The 26,025-nt window shown below is 41.3% G+C and carries 20 protein-coding genes, 1 pseudogene and 1 riboswitch; of the genes and pseudogenes, 2 read left to right on the top strand and 19 right to left on the bottom strand.

Annotated elements, in window-relative coordinates; genetic code table 11:
- Nucleotides 1–35: 35 nt before the first annotated feature.
- Nucleotides 36–1,736 (bottom strand): glycoside hydrolase family 13 protein, encoded by a 1,701-nt coding sequence (locus tag RIN81_RS05015; protein WP_309087962.1) that lies wholly within the window; start codon nucleotides 1,734–1,736, stop codon nucleotides 36–38.
- A gap of 421 nt (nucleotides 1,737–2,157) precedes the next feature.
- On the bottom strand, nucleotides 2,158–2,277 hold the full coding sequence (locus RIN81_RS05010; protein ID WP_309087960.1) for an NAD(P)-binding protein: 120 nt from the start codon (nucleotides 2,275–2,277) through the stop codon (nucleotides 2,158–2,160).
- 76 nt (nucleotides 2,278–2,353) lie between these two features.
- On the opposite strand from RIN81_RS05010, the gene RIN81_RS05005 reads away from it, so the two are divergent.
- Complete coding sequence (locus RIN81_RS05005; RefSeq protein WP_309087957.1) at nucleotides 2,354–3,154, top strand: NAD kinase; 801 nt, start codon at nucleotides 2,354–2,356, stop codon at nucleotides 3,152–3,154.
- 48 nt (nucleotides 3,155–3,202) lie between these two features.
- Here the strand turns inward: RIN81_RS05005 and RIN81_RS05000 are convergent, their stop codons facing one another.
- The 8 genes from RIN81_RS05000 to gerD form a co-directional block, all read right to left on the bottom strand.
- The gene (locus tag RIN81_RS05000; protein WP_242232846.1) at nucleotides 3,203–3,442 is read right to left on the bottom strand and encodes a hypothetical protein; all 240 of its coding nucleotides are present in this window, start codon (nucleotides 3,440–3,442) and stop codon (nucleotides 3,203–3,205) included.
- 150 nt (nucleotides 3,443–3,592) lie between these two features.
- Complete coding sequence (locus tag RIN81_RS04995) at nucleotides 3,593–3,772, bottom strand: YjzC family protein (RefSeq protein WP_242232845.1); 180 nt, start codon at nucleotides 3,770–3,772, stop codon at nucleotides 3,593–3,595.
- A gap of 27 nt (nucleotides 3,773–3,799) precedes the next feature.
- Entirely contained in the window at nucleotides 3,800–3,958 is a 159-nt protein-coding gene (locus RIN81_RS04990; RefSeq protein ID WP_309087955.1) for a hypothetical protein, read from the bottom strand.
- Between the two features lie 637 nt (nucleotides 3,959–4,595).
- Nucleotides 4,596–6,725, bottom strand: a complete 2,130-nt coding sequence (locus RIN81_RS04985; protein WP_309087953.1) for an EAL domain-containing protein — start codon at nucleotides 6,723–6,725, stop codon at nucleotides 4,596–4,598.
- Nucleotides 6,726–6,747: 22 nt separating this feature from the next.
- Nucleotides 6,748–7,572: a CheR family methyltransferase gene (locus RIN81_RS04980; protein ID WP_309087951.1), complete on the bottom strand. Its 825-nt coding sequence runs from the start codon at nucleotides 7,570–7,572 to the stop codon at nucleotides 6,748–6,750.
- Nucleotides 7,562–10,777: a response regulator gene (locus tag RIN81_RS04975; protein WP_309087949.1), complete on the bottom strand. Its 3,216-nt coding sequence runs from the start codon at nucleotides 10,775–10,777 to the stop codon at nucleotides 7,562–7,564. Before RIN81_RS04975 ends, RIN81_RS04980 begins: the two co-directional genes overlap by 11 nt.
- 173 nt (nucleotides 10,778–10,950) lie before the next feature.
- Nucleotides 10,951–11,033, bottom strand: a riboswitch (cyclic di-GMP riboswitch).
- Nucleotides 11,034–12,030: 997 nt separating this feature from the next.
- A complete protein-coding gene (locus RIN81_RS04970) occupies nucleotides 12,031–13,518 on the bottom strand; it encodes a sugar porter family MFS transporter (protein ID WP_309087947.1) in 1,488 nt (495 codons plus the stop codon).
- Nucleotides 13,519–13,728: 210 nt separating this feature from the next.
- Nucleotides 13,729–14,304, bottom strand: coding sequence for a spore germination lipoprotein GerD (gene gerD, locus RIN81_RS04965; protein WP_309087945.1), 576 nt, complete (start codon nucleotides 14,302–14,304; stop codon nucleotides 13,729–13,731).
- Nucleotides 14,305–16,584: 2,280 nt separating this feature from the next.
- Here gerD and RIN81_RS04960 point away from each other — a divergent pair.
- Nucleotides 16,585–17,355, top strand: coding sequence for an SDR family oxidoreductase (locus tag RIN81_RS04960; protein WP_309088287.1), 771 nt, complete (start codon nucleotides 16,585–16,587; stop codon nucleotides 17,353–17,355).
- A 190-nt stretch (nucleotides 17,356–17,545) separates the two neighbouring features.
- On the opposite strand, the gene RIN81_RS04955 is transcribed toward RIN81_RS04960, so the two are convergent.
- The 9 genes and pseudogenes from RIN81_RS04955 to RIN81_RS04915 form a co-directional block, all read right to left on the bottom strand.
- A complete protein-coding gene (locus RIN81_RS04955; RefSeq protein ID WP_309087943.1) occupies nucleotides 17,546–17,716 on the bottom strand; it encodes a hypothetical protein in 171 nt (56 codons plus the stop codon).
- 370 nt (nucleotides 17,717–18,086) lie between these two features.
- The gene (locus RIN81_RS04950) at nucleotides 18,087–18,920 is read right to left on the bottom strand and encodes a 3'-5' exonuclease (protein WP_309087941.1); all 834 of its coding nucleotides are present in this window, start codon (nucleotides 18,918–18,920) and stop codon (nucleotides 18,087–18,089) included.
- Nucleotides 18,921–19,334: 414 nt separating this feature from the next.
- Nucleotides 19,335–19,445: pseudogene (locus tag RIN81_RS04945) on the bottom strand (preQ(1) synthase); the annotation flags it as partial.
- 5 nt (nucleotides 19,446–19,450) lie between these two features.
- On the bottom strand, nucleotides 19,451–20,617 hold the full coding sequence (locus tag RIN81_RS04940) for an aminotransferase class I/II-fold pyridoxal phosphate-dependent enzyme (RefSeq protein WP_309088285.1): 1,167 nt from the start codon (nucleotides 20,615–20,617) through the stop codon (nucleotides 19,451–19,453).
- A 273-nt stretch (nucleotides 20,618–20,890) separates the two neighbouring features.
- Nucleotides 20,891–21,328 carry a phage integrase SAM-like domain-containing protein gene (locus RIN81_RS04935; protein ID WP_309087939.1) on the bottom strand — a complete coding sequence of 146 codons (438 nt, stop codon included), beginning with the start codon at nucleotides 21,326–21,328 and terminating at the stop codon, nucleotides 20,891–20,893.
- 740 nt (nucleotides 21,329–22,068) lie between these two features.
- The gene (locus tag RIN81_RS04930; RefSeq protein WP_251270802.1) at nucleotides 22,069–22,512 is read right to left on the bottom strand and encodes a HEAT repeat domain-containing protein; all 444 of its coding nucleotides are present in this window, start codon (nucleotides 22,510–22,512) and stop codon (nucleotides 22,069–22,071) included.
- A 182-nt stretch (nucleotides 22,513–22,694) separates the two neighbouring features.
- Nucleotides 22,695–22,886 (bottom strand): hypothetical protein, encoded by a 192-nt coding sequence (locus tag RIN81_RS04925; RefSeq protein ID WP_242233738.1) that lies wholly within the window; start codon nucleotides 22,884–22,886, stop codon nucleotides 22,695–22,697.
- Between the two features lie 276 nt (nucleotides 22,887–23,162).
- Nucleotides 23,163–24,176: a tyrosine-type recombinase/integrase gene (locus RIN81_RS04920; RefSeq protein ID WP_309087937.1), complete on the bottom strand. Its 1,014-nt coding sequence runs from the start codon at nucleotides 24,174–24,176 to the stop codon at nucleotides 23,163–23,165.
- 146 nt (nucleotides 24,177–24,322) lie between these two features.
- Nucleotides 24,323–25,516 (bottom strand): acetate kinase, encoded by a 1,194-nt coding sequence (locus tag RIN81_RS04915; RefSeq protein ID WP_309087935.1) that lies wholly within the window; start codon nucleotides 25,514–25,516, stop codon nucleotides 24,323–24,325.
- Nucleotides 25,517–26,025 lie beyond the last annotated feature (509 nt).

Below are 26,025 nucleotides of genomic sequence, written 5' to 3'. Positions count from 1 at the left end.
CCCAAAAAAAGCCGGCTGCATCAGCAGCCGGCTTTTTATCGTTCTTTTTCCCTTTCTTTAAACAGATAAATCCTTGTTTCATACGGACGCAGCTCAAAAGGCTTCTCCAAGGATGATGCGTCGTCCTCCACCGTGTAATTGGATAAAAGCAGGTGACCGGACAGGCCGCTTATCTGCTCCCTGTCTACTGAAAAAGAAACCAGATTTTTGCCAAAATGACTAATGACAAGCAGTACTTCGCCCCCTCCTGTCCGCGTATAAGCAAAAACAGACGGATGATCTGGCGCCATTAAATCAAAGGTTCCTTCGGTAACGACCGGTTCTGTTTTCCGAAGGTGAATCAGTTTATGGTAAAACCAAAAAACCGATTCCGGGTCATCCAGGTTCTGCTTTACATTCACACTTAAATAGTTATCATTGACCTTAATCCATGGTTCTCCCTCCGTAAAGCCAGCATTTTCCCCATCATTCCACTGCATGGGCGTTCTTGCCTGGTCACGGCTTCTTTTATTTAAGTCGGCCAGCACGCTTTCTTTGTCCTCGTCTTGTTCATAATGCCGCTGGTGAAATTCGGTAATGGACTTGCTGTCCCGAAACTCGTTTATTCCTTCAAAATCTGCATTTATCATGCCGATTTCTTCTCCCTGGTAAATATAAGGCGTTCCTTTCATCATATGCAGTGTTGCGGCCAGCATTTTAGCAGATGCTGCACGGTGCTCGCTTTCGTCTCCAAAACGCGTGACAATGCGCGGCTCATCGTGATTGCACCAAAACAGCGTATTCCAGCCCTTTTTCTCCAAAGTTTTCTGCCATTTTCCCATTACTTTTTTTAACTGGACCACATTTACTTTTACATCGGATTCCGGGTCCCCTTCTTCAACCTGCAGGTGGTCAAAGGAAAACACCATATTCACTTCGCGCCGATCCGGATCGGTGTATAAAAGCGCTTCTTCCGGCGTAGCCGAGCCGCTTTCTCCAACCGTCATTATGCCGTATTTTGAAAAAACGGCTTCGTTTAAGTGATGGATGTATGGATGAGCCCCTTCATCTTTAATGATTTCAAAATGGGGATTTGCTTCTTTGTCTACATATTGTTCGTATGACGGCAGCGATTTCTTTTTATTAATGTGGCCAAGCTGGTCGATCCGAAATCCAGAGACGCCTTTTCGGATCCAGAAAATCATCATTTCTTTTACTTCATGGATGACATTCGGGTTTTCCCAGTTTAAATCCACCTGCCGCCGGCTGTTCATATGCAGATAATACTCACCCGTTTTTTCATCAAATTCCCACGCACTTGTATTGTAGGTAGACATCCAGTCGGAAGGCGGGCCATCGGGGGTGCCGGGGCGCCAATGGTAAAAATCCCGAAACCGGCTCGTTTTCGACTTTTTCGCTTCTAAAAACCAGCGATGATGATCTGATGTGTGATTGTAGACAATGTCTAAAATTACTTTCAGCCCGCGGCGATTTGCTTCAAAAATCAATTCCTCCATGTCTGTCATCGTGCCATAGTCTTCTGATATGGCACGGTGATCCGATACATCATATCCATAGTCGACATTCGGCGACTGGTACACCGGTGAAAGCCAAATCGCATCCACCCCCAGTTTTTTCACATAATCCAGCCTCGAGATGATACCCTGTAAATCACCAATCCCATCTCCGTTACTGTCTTGAAAACTGCGGGGATATATGTGGTAAATGACTGCCCTTTTCCACCATTCGTTTGCCAAGCTGTTTCCCTCCTGCGCTTACTTGTTTAGTAGAAACGTTCCCTTTCCATTCTTTTCTAAACGCGTATGCAGCGTATTACCAGGCGGGATGACAGGGTCGGCAGGCAAAGCAATTCTTCCCTTTTCTTAAAAAGCTTTAATAAAGATAAGCGTGCCTGCTGAAACCAGAGCGTGTATTTTATTGCCCGCCCCTTTACGCATAATGATGAAACCATTTTTAAGAGAGATGACTCTCCCGTTCTTCGTTAACATATGAATGCCTATGTGTTCCAGATCCACCTTTCCGATTCCCCGTAATGGGTTTTGGAACATTTAATAAAAAGGCACATTCAGTCCGCTTAGCGTAATCACCCGGGCTTCCCCCGCCCGGATGGGTCATGCCTCCGGTACAGCAAATGAAAGCCTTTTGCATCTACACTCATCATTTTGCCGCCTGCGTGCGGTTTTCGTCAAAAACCGTTGTATGTATGCCTCTTGACTGTAATGTAACAGCGGCAGCCAGGCCCCCGATTCCAGCACCGATCATAATTGCTTTTTTCACCTGGCGTCCTCCTTTACTATTGCCGCCCTTATACATTAGAATGGAAGTATCTTGTACGATAAAGGAGTTTTAGCCAATGGAATCAAGAAGAAACATGTTTTTTTCGTATAAAAAAGATCCTGAAAAACTGCCTGACATTCAAAAGCTGATTACACTTGCTGAAGAACAGGGATTTGTCGTAGTGGATGATTACAAAGAAGCCAATATTATTGTGGGGGTTGGCGGCGACGGAGCGTTTTTGCAGGCGGTCCGCAAATCCGGATTTCGTGATGACTGCTTATACGTCGGTGTAACAGACGAAGTGGAAGCAAGCTTGTATTGCGATTTTCACATTCACGATACGGAAAAAATGATCGAAGCGATTCAAACGGCAGGAGTGGAAGTGCGCCGCTATCCAGTGATAGATGTGCATATCGACGGTGAATCCCATTTCAAATGCTTGAACGAGCTGTCCGTTCGCTCTTCCATTATTAAAACATTAGTCATGGACGTACATATTGATGACCTTCACTTTGAAACGTTCCGCGGTGACGGCATTGTTGTTTCTACACCAACGGGAAGCACAGCTTACAACCGGTCCTTAAACGGAGCAGTTGTAGACCCTCGCATTCCATGTATGCAGGTGAATGAAATGGCATCTCTAAACAATAACCAATTCCGTACGCTCGGTTCATCATTTATCTTACACAGCGACCGCAAGCTGACGCTGAGCATCCCACAAGACGGCAATAACTACCCGGTTATCGGCCTGGACAATGAAGCGCTCAGCATCCAAAACATTCAAAACATTGAAGTAGAAATGACCGGTAGCATTATTAAAACGGTTAAATTAAAAAACAATTCCTTCTGGCATAAAGTACAACGAACATTTCTTTAATCAAAAACGGATCCTTTATGGATCCGTTTTTAATCGCTTGTCCATCCGCTACTTGTTCGCAATAGAAGAAAGTGTCTCATATTCTGACTTCTTGGCAGGAGGCGGATTGTTTCTGCCCGCTTTATCTCCTTTTTGAATCGACTGACTGAGCAGACTTTGAAGGCCGATAGCAAAGGTTAATTCCACTTTAGGACTGAGCGTGCCGCCCATTTCAATCACGTCATTTAATTCCTCAATCTTATCTACCATAATATCCCTTATAAATTGAATGTCTTCTTTCATCTCCATTCCCGTCCCCTCTCCTCTAAAAAAACATTTGCTTCTCATGATCAAATGTATGCGGCTTGTCCCTTTTATATGCAAATAAAGTAAAAAGGCTTCTTTTTTCACGCGCCAAAAAGCCCTCTTAGAGAAGAAATCTAAGAGGGGCTGCTCGCTTTATGATTTTGTATGTCTTGTCCAAATTCGGTCTTTATTGGTTGTGTCTGGAAAATCATCGCCTGCTTTCAGCTCGATTTTTTGAGGATTGGTGACCGAGGAACCTGTTTCACCGATTTCAATGTAAACACCATTATTCGGCGCTTTTTGTCCCGGCTTAAATTGGTTGTTTTGTGACAATGCCCTTTTCCTCCTCTTTTCTTATGTTTAACCTCTTCCTTTTCGCCCCAATTTCGAATTGCGGTTTGCCCCTTTCATCGGATCCTCTCCGTGGGCAAATTCAACGGAATAATCGGTTTCTTCTACGTTTTTCTTTGGTGTTTTCGCATATTTTTCCACCGCGTCTCTTGTGGCTTTCCGCTTCATAGTCTCTCTCCTTTCGCTTTGCCAGCAATCATCGACAGTTTCCCCGGATTTGTGCTTTGTATACACGTTCGGTCGATTCCAGCGTTTTAAAAAGCGCTTTTAGCGTACACGATCCATACAAAAGTGCAGTACAAACAAATGTAAAAAACAAAAATCAAAAAACGCGCTGAATCAATGGAGTAATGGCTATGGAATGGTGAAATACGAATATAATGAATAAATGAAAGCGAACAGTAACTAAAAGAAAAAGAACGTCTATTTAGGCATTCTCAGTGTGCAGCAAAATTCTTTCGCTTTAAAAAAGAGCCGATAAGTCGAGCCTGCCGGATTTCGCGCCTCTTAGGGCAGTGTGGAAAATCCATAAGCAAAAAACGAATAGACATTTTCTCTTTTTTAAACAGAAAGATTGCGACCTTATTCGCTCTTATATCATCTTGTCGCAAGCCACTTGGCGGCGGGAGGGCAGCGGATACCAGTGGAGCCGGGCTCAGCACCTGCCCCATGAAAGCGGAGCTGCCTGGACGCCGCCGATCTATCCCATTCCATTCATGTGCACGGTCATCCCTATCATTTGTTTACAGTCTGAAAGAAAGCTTATTCAAGCTTTCTTTTTCTCCCTGTTTATGTACAGTGTCTCTTATATTAAATTCACTTTTCTCACTTTCCATGCAGATTTTTCCAGTGATTGAAAAACCTGATCGGCAGGCAAAGGCTTGTTGATGAAATACCCCTGGGCTGTATCACACTCAAATTCTCGAAGCTTTTCTAGTATTCCCTCGTTTTCTACTCCTTCTGCGGTTACCCTTAACGATAGGTTATGTGCTAGATGGATAATGGATTTAACAATAATCATATCGTTCCCATCATGCATCATATCCATCACAAATGATTTATCGACTTTAATTTCATTAACAGGCAAATGCTTTAAGTAAGCCAGAGAAGAGTAGCCGGTGCCAAAATCATCGATAGACAGCACTACCCCCATACGATGTAATTGTGTCAACACCTGCATCGCTCTCTCAGGGTTCGTCATAATAATGCTTTCCGTAATTTCAAGAGTAAAACATTGAGGAGGCACTTGGTACTTATCTAAAACCGCTTTGAGCTTTTCCGGAAGCCCCTCATCCTGCAGATTGCGGACAGAGAGGTTAACGGAAATAGTGAGATTTAATCCATTATCCAGCCACTGTCGAATTTGGCAGGCCGCCTGGTCGAACACATCAAGGGTAAGTGAATGAATTAATCCCGTTTGCTCTGCGAGCGGAATAAATTCATCAGGAAAAATCAACCCTAATTTCGGATGCTTCCACCGAACAAGCGCCTCCACCCCTACTACCATATTCAATTTAATATCCACTTTAGCTTGATAGTACAACTGCAGCTCTTTATTTTGAATAGCAGAGCCCAATTCCCCCATCAGCATCACTTGATTCAGATTCGATTGCTGCTGTTGATCGTCCGTATAAAAAGAATAGCCGCTGCCGCTTGTTTTAGCTGTATACATAGCGATGTCTGCTTTACGGAACAAGGTTTCTTCATCAATCCCATGTTCAGGAAACAGGGCAATCCCTGCACTGTAATGAACGGTAAGAGGTTTTCCTTCAATCATAAATGGCTGAGATAACACGCGCTGGATACGCTGAATAACTGCCATTACGTTTTCCTTTGCCGCATCCTTCACCAGCAGGGCAAACTCATCACCGCCAAGCCGGGCCACAATGTCTCCGGTGCTGCTTACATGCCGGAGGCAGTATCCTACTTCTTTTAAAAGCTGGTCGCCCATATGGTGGCCAAGCGTATCATTAATCGTTTTAAACTGGTCCAAGTCCAATAAGATGAGGGCAAACGATGGTTCTTCCGCACAATGCCCCTCAACCATTTCTTTTAAACATTTGTATAAAAAATACCGATTGGGCAAGTTCGTTAAAGAATCGTGTGTAGCCTGGTATTCTAATTTTGCCACTTGCTCTTTTCTTTCCGTAATGTCACGCATGGCACAAACAAAAATTCGCTCTTTTCCCTGCTCCACATATGCCTGTGCCACTTGCAATTCAGTTGAAAAAGTACTGCTGTCGCGTTTCTTTCCCTTTTTTTCAACTAATTTTTCTGTTTGCCTGTATCCCTCCGCTTGAAAAAACGGCAGGAGCATCTCAATCGGCTGACCTGCCAGTTTCATCCCTTCATACTGAAAAATCTGGTGGGCGGCAGGGTTGGCCATAATAATTTTGCCTTTTTCATTAAAAACAATAATGGCATCTAAATGGGTTTCACTGATTACCTCATATAAGGATTTTGTTTTTTCCAATTCTTTAGTCAGAGACGAAAGCTCCATGTGGGCTTGCTGCAATTCCTCATTTTTCTTTTTCAGCAATTTCTGGCTTTGATAAATATCTACAAACCGGCTGACTTTAGCCCGGAGTGTTTCCGGTTCAAACGGTTTAAACATATAATCAATGGCACCCACAGAGTAGCCCGTATAAACATGTTCGACCTCTTTGTTAATAGCCGTCACAAAAATAATGGGAATATGTTTCGTTTTCTCCCGCATTTTAATAATTTTGGCTGTTTCAAAGCCATTTATCCCGGGCATTTGCACATCCAGCAAAATAGCGGCGTATTCTTCCTTCAATAACAGCTTTAAGGCTTCTTCTCCTGAATACGCACTCACAAGCTCATAAGAATCATTTTCTAAAACAGATTCCAAGGCAAATAAATTTTCTGGACGATCATCAACTAATAAAATTTTGCTTTTCTTATCCACGTTCATTTCCCTACCTTCTTGTCTGCATTTACCTTATTTTTCGATAGATCTTTTCTTGAACATCCACGTCCTCATAATGCTTTGCATGTTTTGTAAAGCGGATGCTTTCTTTGTTTCCCAGGCCTAAAAATCCGAAAGGGCTTAAGCTGTTGTAAAACAAATCGTGAACCCCCTCCTGGAGCGTCCGGTTAAAGTAAATTAAAACATTCCGGCACAAAATAAGGTGAAATTCATTAAAAGACTTGTCTGTCACTAAATTGTGCTGGGCAAACACAAGGCATTCTCTAATCCGCGAATGAAACACTGCTTCGTTTAATCTCACCGTATAGTACTCAGAAAATGCCCGTTTCCCGCCTGCTTTAATATAGTTATCTGTGTTATCTTTCATTGTTTTCAGTGAAAACAGCCCTTCTGCAGCTTGCTTTAAGACGCGGGCATTCATATCCGTGGCATAGATTCTAGACTTTGCCAGCAAACCCTCTTCCTCTAACAAAATAGCCAGCGAATACACTTCCTCGCCGGTCGAGCATCCCGCCACCCAAATGCGGATAAAAGGATAGGTCCGCAGCAGCGGCATCACGTTTTCACGCATAGAAAGAAAAAATAATGGATCGCGGAACATCTCTGTCACATTGATGGAAAAATCATAAAACAGCCGGTTCATACAGGACGGATCATGAATCACTTTTTCTTGAAGCGCCGCGATACCCGCCAGTTTTTCTGCGGCAATTCGATGCCAGGTACGCCGTTTGATCGATGGATAAGAATAATTCCGGAAATCATATCCGTATCTTCGAAAAATCGCTTCTAACAGGAGCTCTATTTCCAGCTTTTCTATTTCCTCATGCCTCATGCTGCTTTTCACCCTGTCCGTACAGCCAAACTTTTAACAGCGAAATGAGCTGTTCCGGGTTGATCGGCTTCGCTATATAATCCGATGCTCCAGCTTCTATGCATTTTTCCCGGTCATCCTTCATCGCTTTAGCCGTTAAAGCGATCATTGGCAGTGACCGCCAGTTTATTTTCCGGCGGATATGCTGCATCGTTTCATACCCGTCCATTTCCGGCATCATAATATCTATTAAAATCAAGTCAAATAACATGCCTTCTTCCAGCAGCCGGAGAGCTTCCTTCCCATTTTCCGCAAAAGTCACATTCATATCGTGATCTTCTAAAATGCTCGATACAGCAAACAAATTGCGAACGTCGTCATCTACTAGTAAAACCTTTTTCTTCTTTAACACATTGTCTGTTATGGAAGCTGCGGCAGATTGTGCTTTCTGCGGCAAGGAATCCGCCGGCAGCTGAAAGATAGCTGCCGTTTCTTGAAGAAGTCTTTCAGGCGACATCGTGTCTTTGATAATAATCGTGTTTGTATACTTGTTTAAATGGATTTCTTCTTTTATCGTAACCTCCCTGCCTGTATGAATGATCATATGGGCAGGTTTGAAGGCCGGCTGTTTTTCCAGTTGCTGAAGAAGGTCAAGCCCTGAGACATCTGCAAGCTGCAAATCTAAAATCATGCAGTCAAAACGATGCGCTGCTAAGGACTGCATCGCGTCTGCTCCGGTTCCCGCTGTATAGATATCAATTGGATAAACGCTCATCAGCTCTTTTATGCTCATCCTCTGCCCCTCTTCATCCTCTACAATGAGAAGCTTTTTTCTTAACGAGTCGTCCTGTTCCTTTTCCGGGGTCCCAGCCGGTTTTTCCCTTACCGGCGCAGCCGCTTCAGCTGCGGATGCCAGCTGTCCCTCGGCCATTAACCATGATGCAGGTGCTTGAACGGTTTGGACCTGGTTTGCTTCTTCATACGGCAAAGACAAACGGAATGTGCTTCCTTTTCCTTCTTCGCTTTCTACATGAATTTCTCCAGAAAGCAGGCGGGCCAGCTCAAGGCTGATGGATAATCCAAGGCCTGTGCCTCCATATTTGCGGCTTGTCGTGCCGTCTACCTGCTGAAAAGCCTCGAAAATTAACGACAGCTTGTCTTTAGGGATCCCGATTCCTGAATCACTGACGATAAACGAGATATGGCCACCCTCCCGTTTTATGTTTACTGTTACATGTCCCTCCCCGGTAAACTTCAAGGCGTTGCTGATCAAATTGTTTAGTATTTGATGCAGGCGCATAGAATCTGTGAATACGTGAGCAGGGACGTTTTCCTCTACTACTACTTTAAAATCAATTTCTTTCTGTTCAGCCATAAAAGAAAACTTAGCATGAAGCATTTCAGCCACTTGGACGAGGGAGACTGGTTTAGCGTCTGTTTCAATTTTCCCTGATTCGATCTTGGCTAAATCCAGGATTTCATTGATTAAATGCAGGAGATCTGTTCCCGAAGAGTGGATCGTACGGGCAAATTCCAGCTGCTTTTCTGTCAGGTTACGCTGTGGATTATCAAGCAGCAGCTGGGATAAAATAAGCAAACTGTTTAACGGCGTCCGCAATTCATGAGACATGTTGGCTAAAAATTCTGACTTATATTTTGAGCTTAGGGCAAGCTGCTCTGCTTTTTGCTCCAAATCCGCCTTCGCCATTTCCACCTCTCTGTTTTTCTGTTCATATTTGCTGTTTTGTTCTTCCAAGTCTGCATTCATATATTCAAGTTCCTGCTGCTGCTGCTGAAGAGATTCTTCCGACGCTTTTAATTCCATTGCCTGCGCTTCTAGTTCTTCATTTAGCTTCCGCAGTTCTTCCTGCTGCACTTGCAGCTCTTCCGTTTGAACCTGCAGCTCTTCTGTCATTACTTGGGATTCTTCAAGAAGTTTGGCTAATTGCGTTCTGCTGTAAATGCTGTCCAGAATGATTCCAAGCGTCTGCGCGGTTTCCGTCAGCAAGGATTGCTGAACGGCTGTAAAACCATCGAAAGAAGCAATCTCTGCCACCCCCCACAGCTTTCCTTCAAACGTGACAGGAAGAGCCATAATGGAAAGAGGAGCCGACTCCCCAAGCCCTGACCGGATTGTAATATAGTCAGATGGCACTTTTTTCAGCAGAATGGGCTGCTGTTCAAGAGCGCATTGACCGATAATGCCTTCGCCAACAGAAAACCGATTTTCCATATGCTTTCTTTCTTTAAAAGCATAAGAGCCGGCCAGCTGCAGATCCTCCTGCTCCTCCTCTTTTAAATAAAATACTCCTTGAACTCCCCCAACAAGCGGAGTAATGGTTTGGATATAGGTATTGGCTACACTGAAAACAGACTCCATCCCTTGCAGTTTCGTCGCGATTTCAGCCAGGTTGGCTTTTAACCATCCTTGATTTTCAATTTCTTGTACATGTTCTTCCAGTGATTGAGCCATTGTATTAAACGCTTTGGCTGCATCGCCAATTTCATCTTTGCGTTTAAGGCGAATTCTCGTTGAGAGACCGGCTTTTCCATCCGCAAAGCTCAACATTACATTTGAGACATGTTGTAAACCGCCTGTAAGAGTGCGCTGCATCCAGATCAGAAATCCAAGCACGACGATTAAAGTGGACAGGCTAAGATACCCCATGTAACGTAAAGCCTTGTTGTATTCATTTAAAGACGCATTCAATTTTTCTTCCATTCCTGTTTCGTATAAATCATTCAACTCGTTAATATTTTCAAAAAAGCTTTTTTCGATCTGCGCTCCTGTTCCTGCTAAATAACTCGAAGCTTCTGCCATTCTGCCAGCTTCAACATCCAATATGATTTGGTCGCTCAGATCAATAAAAGATACATAGTTCTTTTCAAGGTTTTCAGCGGCAGCTTTTGTTTCATTATTTGTCGTAATAGAAGCCAATTCGGATAGGTTTGTATCCATTTTTCCTTGCGTGTCCTCGATTTCATTTATGAGCTGCTCTTTCGCAGCAGAAGAATCAACGATAAGCAGATCACGCATAGATTTTGCAATGGCGTTGCCTTCACTTCGAATCGTGGTCGTTAAATCGAGTTTCTTGTATTGGCTGCCGGTTAAATCGTGCAATGTATCCTTAAACTGAAAAAACTGTCCAAAGCCTAATGAAACAATGATACTGACAAAAACAAGTCCTATACTAAATCCTGTCCATAGTTTCGTCCCAATTTTCAACGATTCTCTACTCCTTGCTGGTATGAATTTAAGCGAAGCCGGCCCTGTAAAGATTCATGAAAGTCAGAATGCAAAAAAGCTCCCTAAAAAGATTAGGAAGCGTCAATAAATAAAGAGTTTTATCTGCTATAAGCATGATATGATACCCTGTTGACTTCAATAATCCAATCCTTTTCGGTAACCGGCTGTCATAGTTTAAAACGTTAGACCCTTGGCTTTGCGTCCTTGCCTTTCGGAAAGTTTGCCTTTATCGGAGATTTCGATTCTATTGCTCATTTACAGCAAATCGCACACACACGATACAATTGTATTGTGAGCATTATATCATATTTTCCAGAAACGTTCCCATTAAATAGGAATATTTATTTATTTTACAACTATATGAATAGCTTTTCAAAAGCTGTTTTATTTTATTCTCTATTTAACTTTCAACATATAAATATAAAAAGAAAATGTCCGGGTGAAAAACATATAGGAATCAATGGGGTAATCAAAAACAAAAAGCAGACAAAACTGAAAGAAGGCCGCCGGTTCATTAACACCAACGGCCTTCCGATAGAGTTTTGTTCAAGAGGATCTGATGATGAGCCGTTTAAAAAGTAAACGAAAGAATCTTCATCCCTGATAATGATTCTTTGAAGAAAACGAGGATGTTTTATCCAGCAGTGATAAAAAGCAGGAAGCTGCTAATCGAGATTTTTCTTTCATAGCAATCTTTGTGTTTATAAAACCTTTTCATCTACACATTATTTTAGTCTGCGGCCATTCTCATTCATATTTCGGATAAAAAGCGCTTAAAAGTACCATCATCTATTCTCTCAATAAAGCATGTGTTTCTTTATCTCTTTTGCTTCGGCCTTCGGCTGTCTTGTTCAAAATATTTTAAAAGTCTCTCTTTCTTTTTCATCCGCCTTTCCTCAAGTTTTACTTTTAAAAACGATCCCTGATGTATCTTGCACCTATTGCTGCCTTTAGTATCGGCCCCGCCTACGCCAAATACCGTGATGGCCACGCGTGCCATCCAACCCAAGTTCTACTATAAAAGAAAGCGTTTACATATTCAATCTTTTTCGGTCGTCAAATAACGACAATCATATCAATCCATTTCTTTTTGCTCGAAATAATAAGAGCCACCTGGTTGGATACCGTTCCATTTCACTTCCTCCATCTACATATGTACAGGGCTATAAGTAGAGGAAAATGAAAAAACCCTTCATACCTTTTGAAAAGGCATGAAGGGGAAAACAATACGTTTATTTTCTTTTGGCTCCCGCCAGATAACGTTCTTCCGATACTTGGAAGGAATGCTCAATTTCCTCAAGTGTACGCCCTTTTGTTTCCGGTACAAACCGCTTAATAAACAAAAGTGATAAAACACCGAGTCCAACAAAAACGAAGAACGTATTAGATAAACCAAATGCGTCAAACAAAACTGGAAACAGCAGTCCCACAAGGAAATTCATCATGAAAAGACAAAAAACAGTAATCCCCATTGCCAGCCCTCTCAGATGAAGCGGGAAGATTTCCGACTGCATCAGCCAAGTCACCGGAGAAACAGCAGCCTGTTGAAAAGCAAGGAAAACAACGGTGAGACTAAGGATGATGTACGGAAGCATGCTGCTGTCTTTCAGCACAATAGACAAGATCCCGATTAACAGCAGGGATGTACTCGTGCCCGCCATGCCGGTAAACAGCATTGGGCGTCTTCCTACTTTATCAAGCAGCGCAATACCTACAAAGGTCGCTAATACAGAAATCACACCGTTGGCGATATTGCCGACCAGAGCCGCTTCTGTTGAAAATCCTGCGTCTTTTAAAATTTCGGTTCCGTAATACATAATCGAATTGACGCCCGTTAACTGCTGAATCATCGCAATACCGATTCCAATCAAAACGAGTCTGCGGACGTGAGGCAGCTTTAAATCTTTAAAAGTCGCTTTTTTGATTTTTCCCTCTTCCTGAATCGTATGTTCAATGTCATTAAATTCCGTTTTCGCCCGCTGCGCTTCCCGAATTTTTTTTAGTACATTCAATGCCTCGACTGATCTTCCTTTTGAAGCGAGCCAGCGCGGGCTTTCCGGAACCATCAGCATCCCGATCCATAGAGCCACCGCCGGTAAGGTCGCAATGACAAGCATATATCTCCAGACATGAGCAAGTTCACCGAAAGAATTGGCTAAAACGGCATTAAATATGTATGCAAGCAATTGGCCTGTGACAATCATCAACTCGTTCTGGGTGACGACTCTCCCCCTGCGTTCAGCAGGTGCCATTTCCGCTAAAAAAGCGGGAACGGTAACCGAAGTGGCTCCAACAGCGAGACCCAATACAATCCGGCAAAAAACCATTATTTCCACGTTTGGTGCAACGGCGCAGCCGATTGTAGCAAGTAAAAAAACAAACGCAACACTTAAAATGGTTTTCCGTCTTCCTTTTTTATCAGACATCCTTCCGCCAAATACGGCTCCAAACGCGGCTCCAAGAAGCAGTGAACTGGTCACAAGTCCTTGTGTAAACGGCGTTAAATTCAACTGGTCTTCCCTTGACATAAAAGGAAGTGCTCCATTCACCACGCCTGTATCGTATCCGTACAAAAGACCACCGAATGTTGAAATGAGCGTAATGAGCTTTAAGTAAGCTTTTTGAGATAAAGACTGTTTTTTCTGCGGCACTTCTGTTTCGACAGAAGCTCCGTCCACAGACACAAGCCTCCCTGTACCATTTTCTTTCGTTGTCTTCATTTTATCCCCTCTCTCTTTCATGATCGTTATTGTTTATATGTACCTAGTTGCAAAGAAGTGCAGGAGGTAAAACTACATCTACCTCCCTTTTTACTTGTATAAACATGTCCAAAATGAAAAAGAAGCCATTAAATCGCTTACATTTATAAATAAGAAAAAAGACCCTTTAATAAGGGACTTTACGGCAAAAAAACAGGAAGCTAAAACTTCTTAGCTTCCGCCCTGCTCCTTTTTCTGCGCTTCTTCCGCCGCTTTCTTAATCGCTTCTTCCATTTTTGCCTTATACAAAGGACTGGCCAGCGTTTCCTCTACGACGCCTTGAAGATATTTTCTGAATTCCTGGCTTTTCATCGCTGTCTGCATCGTTTTCTGCATTTCAGGGTCTTTCATAACGTCGATCAGCATTTTTTGATAATCCGGGTCCTTCATCAGCTCTTTGAGGAGTGCTTCATGTTCCTTTTTCATGCTTTTGGCAAACGTTTCGGCAAATTTAGGATCTTCAAAGGCTTTCTGCCAGAACTCCTTGCCTTTATCAGATGTTAACGTCGTTTGAACCGTTTCTTTGATCACTTTTTCATCCATGATCACTTCCTGCCGAACTTCTTTGTCTTTTATCGCTTCCTGCAGTGCTTTTTTTCCTTCGTCGGTTTTTAATATATCCACAACCATTTTTTTCGTTTCTTCATAGTCGAGCTGATGAGCCTCTTCATTTTGATTGGCACAGCCGGCAGCCAGTATGACCACAACCGATAATAACGTCATCCTAAGAAGTGCATATTTCTTCATCTTGCCCAGCTCCTTTCACTTTACAGTCCGCTCTTTATATTTTGAATGAGCCGGACGAATGTATACGCGGAAAATGCTGGCGCCGCAAAAAGCCCCTTCCTTTTGTGTGGCGATTTGCTTTACAAATAAAAGGAGCTGAATGAGTATGTTCATAAAGGTGAACGAGATACCAGCTAACTGAAGCACGTCGCGAGTGACCGCAACCTTCGCGTTAATCAGAATAGCTTTTTTAAAATGATTTTACCTTTTGATTTTCTTTTGGCTTCTTGGTTTTATGGTGCATAATTTCGATCAAATTATCCCTATAATATTTATGTAATCTCGGTCCAATTTAATTTGATGTTGTTCCTTTTTCGCTTTCTTATCTTCATACATATTTTTATCAGCTTCAGCAAATAAAATGTCCATTTCTCCTATAGAATGGCCACTAACTGCATACCCAATCGACATGTTGATTTTTACGTCTTTTTATTTATATTATATTCTTTCATTTCTTCAGGAATCTTTTTACAAAGGATTCAACTTGTGCTTGATCTGTATTTACTAAAATGACAGCGAACTCGCCCCGCCATTCCTCGAAACAATAGCCCTCTCCAAGAAATATTACTTTAGTCATTTAGCGGTTTCTTTTATTAAAACCTCACCTTTTTTATGGCGGTAGTTATCAGTCAAATATGTTAATTCATCCAAGTCACATCAAATAATGCCTGCGGATAGATCTATATCTTCAAAAAACAATCTAAACCTAGGTAATTATCGTTACAAACTTAAACACTTCTTCATAAATTATTAAAGAAAGGAGTGATTAAAGAATGTCTTCCTCTTCACAAGAAGATCAAAATATTGAGCAACAAGAGAAACGGTGTGCCTGTTGCTGTATTCCCGGACTCGAGAGTGAATTAAGAAAATTAGAAAGTCAAGTTATTTCTGTCATAACTAAAAGTGATGTTGAATTTACCGGTAGATTAATAAGAGTGGATTCCTATATCCTTGTACTGAAAGATATAGATGAACCTACTCCTACATTCATTTATATTTCGTTGTGTGAAATTAGTGCATTCATCTTTATAACACCGCTTAATTCTTAATTTAGCAGGTTGAGGTCGGGTTAATATTTTCCGGCTTCTTTACATTTATCCGAGCTTTCATTTTAGGGTTAGCTGGTGTGTCTTCATCCTCCATAAGCACACGGTTCTTTTCACCGAGTACATAGCAGTCCATCATCTTATTCAGCAAGCCGCTGAAGAAGCCTGGCAGCTTGCGAATGCGCTTCTTTTTTGTCGTCATCACAGACGTATACAAAGCGGAGAAAGTGATGTTTCTGACCAGCGATATACTAACGTATTGAATTCCTCACCAATCGTTGCACCATATCCAGCTGGTTTTTGCTACGGAGCTTCCGCAGCTTTTTTATGTATTTGGTTTAAATTCTCGCCGCAGCGGGTAAAGGATTCACTGTGGTAACCCTGCCACCTCCTAATTTCTCTACATACGTGTCACTATTTGCTGCGGATTTTCCGCAGCCTTTTTTTATGTATATCGCCCGTTGCAGCTTTATTTCGCAAATTTCATACTTGCTGTTTATCGTTTTGTAGAGCGGGTAACAATAAGCAAGGTTCATACCACCTACCTTCATCACTCATCTGTCTTTTGCTGCGGAGTCGCGTCCGCAGCCTTTTTTTGTATTCGGTTTATTTTATTACCAAAACGGGTAATGGTCGAGCGTACCGTTATAATATCCAGCTAAATTCCGAATCTGCTTTATCTTAGTCGCCATTACAGCCGGCCATAACGATTCATATCTGGCATGTTCAATCTCTGTCTGTTCGAATGCTCCGTACGTAGAATGTGTCTTGTACGTACCATATCATCGGCTGAAATGCACCTGGTTATCTCCGATTGTTGATGAAAATGGCTCTTTAAATTTGCAGTAAAATGGACGACACAGTGAATACGTATACTCCGGGCCCCTTTCCGCCGAGTTTACCACATAAACATTTTAGCCTGTAAACGTCAACTGACTCGTATAGTTCTTTTTGTAGAATCGATTCACTTGTTAGTTAAAACTCATGGAAGGTTGTCTAGTCTCTGGCAAAACGTTTTAGGGGTGTATCCATTTTTACTTTGCTGCTGGTAATTTACACGACCATAATATAATTTTTTATATAGGCTCTGTTACATGTTGCTGTTGATTTTCTTATTGAACAAACGGGGCAGATAAACTGAATAAAGCTCCCGACATCTGAATATTACATTACAAAGATCATCCAGAAAATGGGGGTGTTGTCATTGAGGATATTAGTTACAGGTGCAACAGGACAACTGGGTACAGCTTTGCTAAATCAACTTAAAGGTTCTGATTATAAAGTTAAAATAACTTCGAGAAGAAAACCTGAAGAAACAGGACCTTTCGAGTGGGTTTATAGCGATTTATTGTCTTGTGAAGGTATAGAAGAAGCAGTAAATGATATAGATGTCATTATTCACGCAGCAACAAGCCCGATTAAAAATTCAAAAAACGTTGAGGTTTCAGGTTTTGAGGAATTTTTAAGAAAGATTCAACACATAAAACATTTTATTTACCCATCAATTGTTGGCATAGATGAAATACCATTCAATTATTATAAGCTAAAATATGAAGCAGAAGGTTTATTAAAGAATAGTTCTATCCCTTATACAATTGTACGTGCGACTCAGTTCCATAGCTTCGTTGAAAATTTATTTTTATCAAAACCTTTCTTTAAAAGATATATTGTCCCTGGAAATATTAAATGTCAAAGTGTCGATGTAAGTGAATTTGCCAATCATTTAATAGGTTTAGTGGATAAAGGTCCACAAGGAAGAGCGAATGATTTTGGCGGCCCGGATATAATGACGTTAAGAGAAATGGCTGAACTCAAAATCAAAGTAAATCATGAAACAAATAAAATTTTAAACATTTCCTTACCAGGAAAACTATATAGATCTTTCCTCGATGGAAAAAATACCAATACTATTCAAAAAGCAGGGAAAATTACATTCGAAGAATATTTAAGTAATAAGATAGAGTGAGGATGTTTTATGTGTGAGGTTGTTAAGGCTTTCTTAATGATTATGAAGAAATATACTCAAATAAACAGGGGCCGTAGTTAAAGAAGAGGTAAACAAAGGAACCAAAGAACAGGCCTTTTTCTTTTGAGCAAATATCAGTACTATCGCTTAACAAAGCCTTTATATAAAAAGAACTAACTCCTCAAAAGAGTCAGCTCTTTATTTCAACAATTTTATGGATTGTATAGTGCCCTACATCCAGTTGGTTATCAAGCCTGTCCATTGCTACTTCTTTGGCTTTAGCTGCGGTTTCTTCTGCGACCACAATTGTTTTTAAATCTAATGGTATTTTTTCAAAGTATTGAACTTTGTAATTGGGCATTTTTATTCCTCCTTTTTTAAGGATATTACCACAACCCATCACAACGAAACATCACGTTATGTAACACTATGCTGCTCCATTTTGGCGATTTTTTTTGGCTTTATCCAGTTGTACTCTGCAGTCCATAAACGTCAACTAGCTTGTACAGTCCCTTTTCATGTAATCGAGTCAATTAGTAGTTAAAAGTTTAGAGGCTAGAAAGTTATTAAATAAAACTTCTTCTTTAGAGCATTCATTAATTTCATGAAATAGGGGAGCTGGCTTTCACAAGTAAATTCCAAAAAGGCGTCTTTAAGGCGCATAGCGTGAGCAGCAAAAAGAGATGCCTTGTTAGGGCACCTCTTTTTAAGCAGACTATCGTGTTGACATTTCATCTTTTGGCAAGCAGCAATGCTTTCTGAGATATATATTTCTCGGATGCCTTTTGTTTTTGCGCGTCAAACTCGGTTTTAAAAACAGCCGTTACGTGTTCATTCAGATCAAGTGCAAGGGCCCGGTCCAGCCAGATGGGGCTGGCAAAGAAAGCATCGAATGCCACATCGTCTACGTCATGCTTCTTCATATACGAAAAGATGCATTTCATTAATTGCTTTTTTCCGCTGGATTTCAGTGTATCCTCGTGTAGATACCGTTCTTCAGGTGTTTTATTTGATTTGTACGTCGCATGAACATCCAGTTTTCCGTGAAGATAGCGAAACACTTTTAAGGTATTCATCGAATCATCGAGGCTGTTGTGTGCCTGCCCGTCTGCTTCGATTTGGAATACCTCCATGGTTTTAGTCAGGCTGGGGGTGTTGCCGTTAAAGGTATCATACAGGCCAAACTGAAGAATCGGCAATATGTCAATATAGCTGGACAGGTTCAGGGAAGGAAGCCGGTAACGTTTGCATTCCTTTTCCAAGAACCGAAAATCTTCTTTCCCCCATGTCACAAAACAAGATTCCTCCGTGCTAAGAAACGCCTTAAAGTTCTTTAATACATGCGGAAAAGACGGGGCTGAAGACACATCCCTCTCCGTGATACCTGTTAGTTTTTTCGTAAACGATGTTAACCGTTCTGCCGGCTTCACCCGGGATGAAAAGACATCGATCACATCCAGAGTAGCGGGCGACACTTTCAGAGCCGAGACTTCGATAATTTCTTCCAGGTGGTGCGGATTCCATTTTGACGCATTCCATTCAATATCAAGTACGATGTAGTTCACAGTATCCTGCCTCTCTCATTATCTATTTCTCATTATACAGCCATTTGAGAAAAGAAACAGGGAAAAATGAGTGAACAAAATGAAGCGTCTGATATCTGTTCTCGTGGCAGCGTGTGTGTTTGCCAAGGGCACGGAAACATGGAAAGCCCTTATGGATGTAATTTTCTCCTTCAACTTCTACACGACCATGCTCTTTCCCCGCCCCCTTGTCGGTTGTCCACTTTTCAAGAAAACCTCTCGAAAAACTGGATAGCGCGACCTTGCAATTGATAAAAATAAAAAGAGACGCCTTGTTAAGACATCTCTTTCACGCAAATTACCGTGGTCACATCCTGCAATATTTTTTGTTTTCCTGGTCACACATTTGGTCACATTTCATCCAATTTTCGCGCGACCACACTCTTCCCTTTATCCTTACCGGTTTTCCACTGTCTCTGGATACAGGTCATGGTTCATCATACGGTACTCGGTCATCTTCTCGTATTTTGTGCCAGGCTTCCCGTATTTCGTGTACGGGTGAATGGATCCTGTTAAATGCTTTTTTTATTTGTTTTTAAATATTGCTCGATTCTATTCATCGCTTCATTCAATTTTTCCATCGAATAAGCAAAGGAGATACGCAGTCGATCCGATCCTCCTTTTGTAAAAACGGTACTGGGCAGAAGACCTACTTTCGCTTGCTCTAACAGTTCCATGCTGAATGCATAGGAATCATGATGAAATCTTGTTATACTTGGAAACGCATAAAACGTTCCATCAGGCACAGCTGTATCGAATCCCAGGGCATTTAACCGTGTACACAAGTAATCTCTCCGTTTTTGATATTCAAGTTTCATTTGTTCCACTTCTTTTTCTCCGTGATTAAGGGCATAGACAGCGGCTTCTTGTGAGATAGAAGAGATACTTGTATTGAGGTATTCATGAACTTTAAACAGTTCATTGGTGATATAGGAAGGCGCAAGCGTATATCCGATTCTCCATCCCGTCATCGCATGAGACTTGGACACGCCATTAATAACAATCACTTTTTCTCTTATAGAAGGAAATGAAGCGATGGATTGATGAGGGTGATCAAAAACCAATTCACTGTACAATTCATCTGAAATGACGAAAACACTATGTTTTTCGATGACTTTCGCCAAATCCATTAACTCATCTTTTGTTAGGATGGCACCTGTTGGATTAGAGGGGAACGTTAGAATGATTGCTTTTGTTTTAGGTGTAATGGCTTGCTCCAGTTGTTCTTTTGTTAACTTAAAACGAGTACCGCTAACATCAATAGGCACGAGCACACCGCCGCACAACTTTATAACAGGCTCATACCCTGGATAAGCGGGTGTTGCAAGGATCACTTCATCACCCGGTGACAAAAGGGTCTTCAACGTAAGAAACACGGCTTCCGTTGTCCCATTCGTGACAATAATTTCAGTGTCGGGGCTATACGATAAATGGTATCTCCGTTCCATAAATGATGACACTGCTTTTCGCAGTGCGGGTTCCCCCGCCGTTGGTGCATAAAACGTGCGATTGTTGTCTATGGCAGCCTTCCCCGCTTCTTTTATTAAAAAGGGCGTTTGAAAATCAGGTTCGCCTATTGTTAATGCCACGACACCATCGTATGTTTTAATTATTTCAGACATTTTTATGATCCCAGAAATTCCGAGTGACTGCACATCTTTATTAAATAAATTTTTCATAAAATCCACTCACTCGCTTCCAAGTTTTTCTGTACTTTAAAAGAAGAAAAATAAGCCCTTTGAGTGAAAAAATATTAAACATAAACAAATCTTGTTTTGTTCATTTTCCTCTCCGTAAAATGGCTACATGGATTTCACTTGTGCTTTGTTTGGATAAACTCGATATTGGCACCATTCCGACACTCTTTTCCTCTCTCTTCAAAAGCATTTTTGTTTCTTCTTATTATATTATTTTTATATTTATTGGTTTAAAACAATAAACGTCAACTTAAATCACGTTGGTATTTCCTCTTCAGAAAGTGGGTCCACCTGTTCCTTTTGCCTTCTAATGTTCTTCAATGACTCCCATACATTCTCTTCAAGGTATCCTTCATCTTGAAGTGTATTGAAAGCGGCTTTGGCATACTGAAGATATGAATTAGCTGAACCGATCGAGACACCCATTTTCTTGTCTTGTCTAAATCGTCCTTCGTTGAATTGCTCTTTTTCATTCAATTGCCAGTCAATAAAGCGTCTGGCATCTTCAATGGTAAAGTCGGAAACGAGCTTTCTTTTGGAAAAGCAGCATTCAAGGTCATTAAACATCTTCTGATAATTCTCCAGAGTGTGCTTTGATAGACCCTCAAGCTTCTTAATTCTTGTGACAACCTCTCTTGCTTTTTCAATCGACAATGATACCTGTACCTGTGTTTTTCGTTTCTTTTTTACCAATGAAAAAAACCCCCTTATTGTGTGATGGTTTTCAACACATAAGAGGGTTCAAAGGTGAAATTCTGGTCATGGTTTATTTCACCAAATGTTCTATCCAAAAGCTCATTTCCTGACCTGTAACCATGACCAGTCATTCACGTAAAACGCTGCTGTAGCGCCTTACACACCAGCCAAACGAGAAACGTCACGCGCAATCATGACTTCTTCGTTTGTCGGAATAACGATTCGCTAATTATCACATCCAAAGCCCTTTAGATGTGTGTTTATCTTGATAATAGCATAAATCAGTTATTGTTTCATGCTATTTTGAGTTTCATTTTCATCTTAGTCACTTAAATAAGTTTCCTCATTGAGCGCTACCCTGTCAAGGTAGCGCTCTCCCAGCTGAGCTAAGGAATCTTTGGAGGTTAATGCACAACTTTTTAATCAATATTATTGAATTGGTCACAGGCTCGTGACCAATTCTTTTAAAACACAAAAAAAGACCACCTCCAAAGAGATGATCTTCTTTCCCGGAAACCCTTCTCCTATAAGGGTTACGCTAGGTTTTAACACCTTATGATTCCTACTGGTGCAAAAAGAGGGATGAAACCGGCAAACGGGAAAAGACAGCCCGGTTTTGCAGGAGTGGGAACAATACCCGGATAATCAGGAAAAAGACCATAGCTCAATTCTTTATGGTCTTTAGCTAAATTAAAAAACTCATGTTTTTGTTTTATTCAGCTCTTATTCAATGGAGCTTACCTAGCCGGCAGCGATACCCATGTTTCTTGAAGCCACTTGTCAAAGTCTGCTCCTTTTTCGCCTTCATACGTATCGTATACATCAAGCCGCATCTTTTTCAATTTTTCTTCAAATTCTTTAAATGTGTGGCCTTCCGGCAAACTTTTCTTAATGCGCAGCAAAATCTTATTTACATCTTTTATCGCACCGCTTTTTTTCTGCGGTGGCATTTGAACGTCTTCCCCTAGCTTTTTCAGCTGGCGGAACGCCGCTTCTTGTACTTTATATACTGTATCGGCGGCCATAATCCGCTTTAACAGCTTAATGGTTTGGTCGTTTTTCCACTGGCCCAGCTCTTCCACCGCATCTAAACGTTCTCTCCAGTTAGACGTCCGGTCGGCCGACTTTTTTAATTCCTTAAAATTTGGGGGCAGCTCACTTTTTACTTCTTTATGATTCAAACGATCCGATCTCCTTTTGATTAAACATCTTTTTAGTCAAGATAAAAACAAACAACCTTGCTTCAACAGCTATTGTACCATGATTTAATCAAGTACATACCTTTTTGGCTCAACTGAACTGATTCAGTCTGCCGTATGACCAGCACTGCTGATAAGCCAAGCCCCTTGAATGAAAAAATGACTTACCTTTTTGGCAAGTCAAGGGCTTGGTAAGCAAACTGAAACTTTCCGCCGTCCGCTACTTCTGCATGGTACAGTGCTTTAAGAGCAAAGTTTTTTTCAAGGTTGTGTTCCTTCATCAGTTCTTTTAAACGCAGCTGCAATTCTTCATTTTCTTTAACAAGCTGTTTCATCTGTGGTTTTAAATATTTCATAAGCCGGTGAACCCCTTTCTAAAACCATTCATCTAGTATATCATCCAGCAAACGATTTGTGGGGAAATAACCGGCTTGCTTTTGAAGGCGGAGTTTATGAAAGTCAGGATCCCCGGCTTTTTTCGCTGTTTGTTTTAACTCCTCTATATCTTCGTAAACAGATACAACCCGCCCTGCATAATCATTTAGTTCTCCTGCTGCCATATAATAAGCAAAAGGTAGCGACTACGACTCTAAAACTTATTACAGAGAGAATTCACACAGAATGTGAAGCCTTTACGTTCTCCTCTTGAATTCGGTTTGTGAAGTTCGTGTTTTTTGCTTTCTTCCATCGTTTAAATGTCTTATAGGACTGAATTTTTCATGTTGTTCCTTAATTGTGTCGTCAAGTACATGTGAATAAATCAGAGTTGTTTTTATATCAGCATGTCCGAGGATTTTCTGTAAAATTCGAATAGAACCGCCGTTTTTGAGAAACATCATACTACTTGTATGCCGGAAAATGTGTGGATGTATTCTCCTGTTAATTCCTGCCCGCCTTGCAATTTCATGAATATGCTTTCTTGCTGCATCTGTACCTAGTTTATTGCCTGCATGTGTCAGAAAAATGTATTCACTTTCCCAGTCATCACATTCTTCAATTAACTTTTCTAAAAGGTTCAATGTCTTTTTTGTTACTGGCACAATTCTAAACAAGCTGTTTTTTGTTTCATTAAAGGTTATTGAGCCGTTTTGAAAGTCAATATCTTGCTTTTTTAACGCTAAAACTTCTCCTATTCTCCCAAACGAATCGAACAGCACATGAATTAAAACTGCTGATCTAAAATCAGCGAACCAAGAATGGTCAAGTGATTTCAATATTTTCTGTATTTCCTCCTCAGTCAAAGTTTCAACCTGCTTTTTCTGAAATTTAATATTTTTAATTTCCATAAAAGGATTTTCTTCAAGGTGTCCTTCATTAATGAGTGTTGAAAATGCTCCTTTCGCCAGCCGCAAGTATGAATTTGCAGAACTGACGGAAACACCTATCTTTTTCTCTCTTCCCCATCTTACTCCTTGAAATTGCTGTTTTTCAGTTAGCTGCCATTCCAAAAACCTTCTTGCATCGCTGATTGAGAAATTCTCCATATATTTATTTTTAGCAAAACACCGCTCCAAGTCATTGAATAACTTGTTATAATTCTCAATTGTATGTTTTGATAGTCCCTCCATTTTCTTTACTCTTATCACAATTTCCCGTGCTTTCTCAACAGACAATCCACTTTGAATTTTTGTTTTTCTTCTGGCCATAAAAAAACCCTCTTTTCCGTGTTAAAATTCACACATCTAAGAGGGTAAAGGGTCAAAATCAGTTATGGTTGCTGATGACCCAAAATGTTTTATTTAAATGGATAATTCGCTCACCATCAATCAGCCAAAAACGCTGCTGTAGCGCCTTACACACCAGCCAAACGAGAAACGTCACGCGCAATCATGACTTCTTCGTTTGTCGGAATAACGATGACTTTAACTGGTGAGTGCGGGTAGCTGATAAACTGCTCTTTACCGCGTGTATTGTTCAGTGCTGGATCCCAGTAAACGCCCATAAACTCAAGGCCGTTCAAAATACGGGCGCGAGAAGCAATATCGTTTTCACCGATACCGGCAGTGAAAATAATTGCGTCTACACCAGACATACGGGCTGCGTACGAACCGATGTATTTGTGAATACGGCTTGCAAATACTTCGAGTGCTGTGATTGCACGCTCGTTGCCTTCTTCTGCCGCTTTAGACAAGTCACGAAGGTCGCTTGATACACCAGAAACGCCAAGCATACCGCTTTTTTTGTTTAAGATATCCAGTACTTCGTCCGCTGTCTGGCCTGTTTTCTCCATGATAAATGGAATCAAGGCTGGGTCGATGTTTCCAGAGCGTGTTCCCATTGCTACACCGGCAAGCGGCGTGAAGCCCATAGATGTGTCAATAGATTTTCCGCCTTCAATGGCAGCGATGCTGGCGCCATTGCCAAGGTGGCAGGAAATTAAGCGAAGCTGGTCGATTGGACGGCCAAGCAGAGCTGCAGCACGCTCAGATACGTATTTGTGAGACGTACCGTGGAAGCCATATTTCCGGATGCCGTATTCTTTGTAATATTCGTACGGCAGGCTGTATAGGAATGATTTCTCTGGCATTGTTTGGTGGAACGCTGTATCAAATACCGCTACAGCTGGCACGTTCGGCAATACCGATTGGAACGCACGAATACCTGTTACGTTCGCCGGGTTATGAAGCGGTGCAAGTTCAGACAATTCTTCGATTTGCGCTAAAGTTGCGTCATCGATCAAAGCAGAGTCACTGAATTTTTCGCCGCCGTGCACGACACGATGGCCGATACCGTCAATTTCGTCAAGTGACGACACGATGCCGTGTGATACAAGTTTTGACAAAAGCATTTGTACGGCAACAGAATGATCCGGAATATCCGTTACTTCTGTGTCTGTTGTGCCGTCTGGCTTTGTAATAGAGAAAACAGAATCCTGTAAACCAATTCTTTCCACAAGGCCTTTTGTCAGTACCGTTTCATGCGGCATTTCAAAAAGCTGAAATTTTAATGATGAACTTCCTGCGTTAATCGCAATTACTTTAGACATTATATCCTCCTAAGTATCGAACAATTTATCTCTCTATATAGAGATAACGCGTTCCGAACAAAATAGCAAGTACTCTTCCTTAATAAACCGTTTACATCCAAAAATAAGTATTTTCTGAAAAATCTGCTTCGTGTTTCGAATCCGCTTTTTCTTGTTTATTTTTCTGTACTTCGTGTAAAAATACGCCAAATTATTTTTGAAAATATGGTTTTCCCAATAAAATACACATACGCTATTTGCATCAAATAAACACTTAAAAAGGAGCAGTGCTTTTGTCTGCATTTTCCTGCTCTTCTAAAAAGAACCCGGTGCGCTTTTTATGCATACATCTGGTGAAATCAAGCAAGCAGCAGGCTCGGCTGCCACTTTAAACAGTGTCACGGACTCATTTTAAATTTTATAAAACCGTCCATCAGAGCGGTTCTTTTTTGTGATAAAATATAAGATGCACTGCTTGAAATAGGGGATAGCTAGTTGAGTAAGCGATACCTTGTTTTTATTTTGTTTAT

This window comes from Domibacillus sp., assembly GCF_031181085.1.
Classification (GTDB): domain Bacteria; phylum Bacillota; class Bacilli; order Bacillales; family Domibacillaceae; genus Domibacillus.
The sequence above is the reverse complement of the archived record's forward strand: the minus strand, read 5'-3'. Positions and strand labels throughout refer to the sequence as shown.

Bases quoted from the DNA above. Each gene is read 5' to 3' on its own strand.
- RIN81_RS05005 (WP_309087957.1), top strand. From the start codon at position 2,354: ATGGAATCAAGAAGAAACATGTTTTTTTCGTATAAAAAAGATCCTGAA.
- RIN81_RS05000 (WP_242232846.1), bottom strand. From the start codon at position 3,442: ATGGAGATGAAAGAAGACATTCAATTTATAAGGGATATTATGGTAGAT.
- RIN81_RS04990 (WP_309087955.1), bottom strand. From the start codon at position 3,958: ATGAAGCGGAAAGCCACAAGAGACGCGGTGGAAAAATATGCGAAAACA.
- RIN81_RS04985 (WP_309087953.1), bottom strand. From the start codon at position 6,725: ATGAACGTGGATAAGAAAAGCAAAATTTTATTAGTTGATGATCGTCCA.
- RIN81_RS04980 (WP_309087951.1), bottom strand. From the start codon at position 7,572: ATGAGGCATGAGGAAATAGAAAAGCTGGAAATAGAGCTCCTGTTAGAA.
- RIN81_RS04970 (WP_309087947.1), bottom strand. From the start codon at position 13,518: ATGAAGACAACGAAAGAAAATGGTACAGGGAGGCTTGTGTCTGTGGAC.
- gerD (WP_309087945.1), bottom strand. From the start codon at position 14,304: ATGAAGAAATATGCACTTCTTAGGATGACGTTATTATCGGTTGTGGTC.
- RIN81_RS04955 (WP_309087943.1), bottom strand. From the start codon at position 17,716: ATGCCCAATTACAAAGTTCAATACTTTGAAAAAATACCATTAGATTTA.
- RIN81_RS04940 (WP_309088285.1), bottom strand. From the start codon at position 20,617: ATGAAAAATTTATTTAATAAAGATGTGCAGTCACTCGGAATTTCTGGG.
- RIN81_RS04925 (WP_242233738.1), bottom strand. From the start codon at position 22,886: ATGAAATATTTAAAACCACAGATGAAACAGCTTGTTAAAGAAAATGAA.
- RIN81_RS04920 (WP_309087937.1), bottom strand. From the start codon at position 24,176: ATGGCCAGAAGAAAAACAAAAATTCAAAGTGGATTGTCTGTTGAGAAA.
- RIN81_RS04915 (WP_309087935.1), bottom strand. From the start codon at position 25,516: ATGTCTAAAGTAATTGCGATTAACGCAGGAAGTTCATCATTAAAATTT.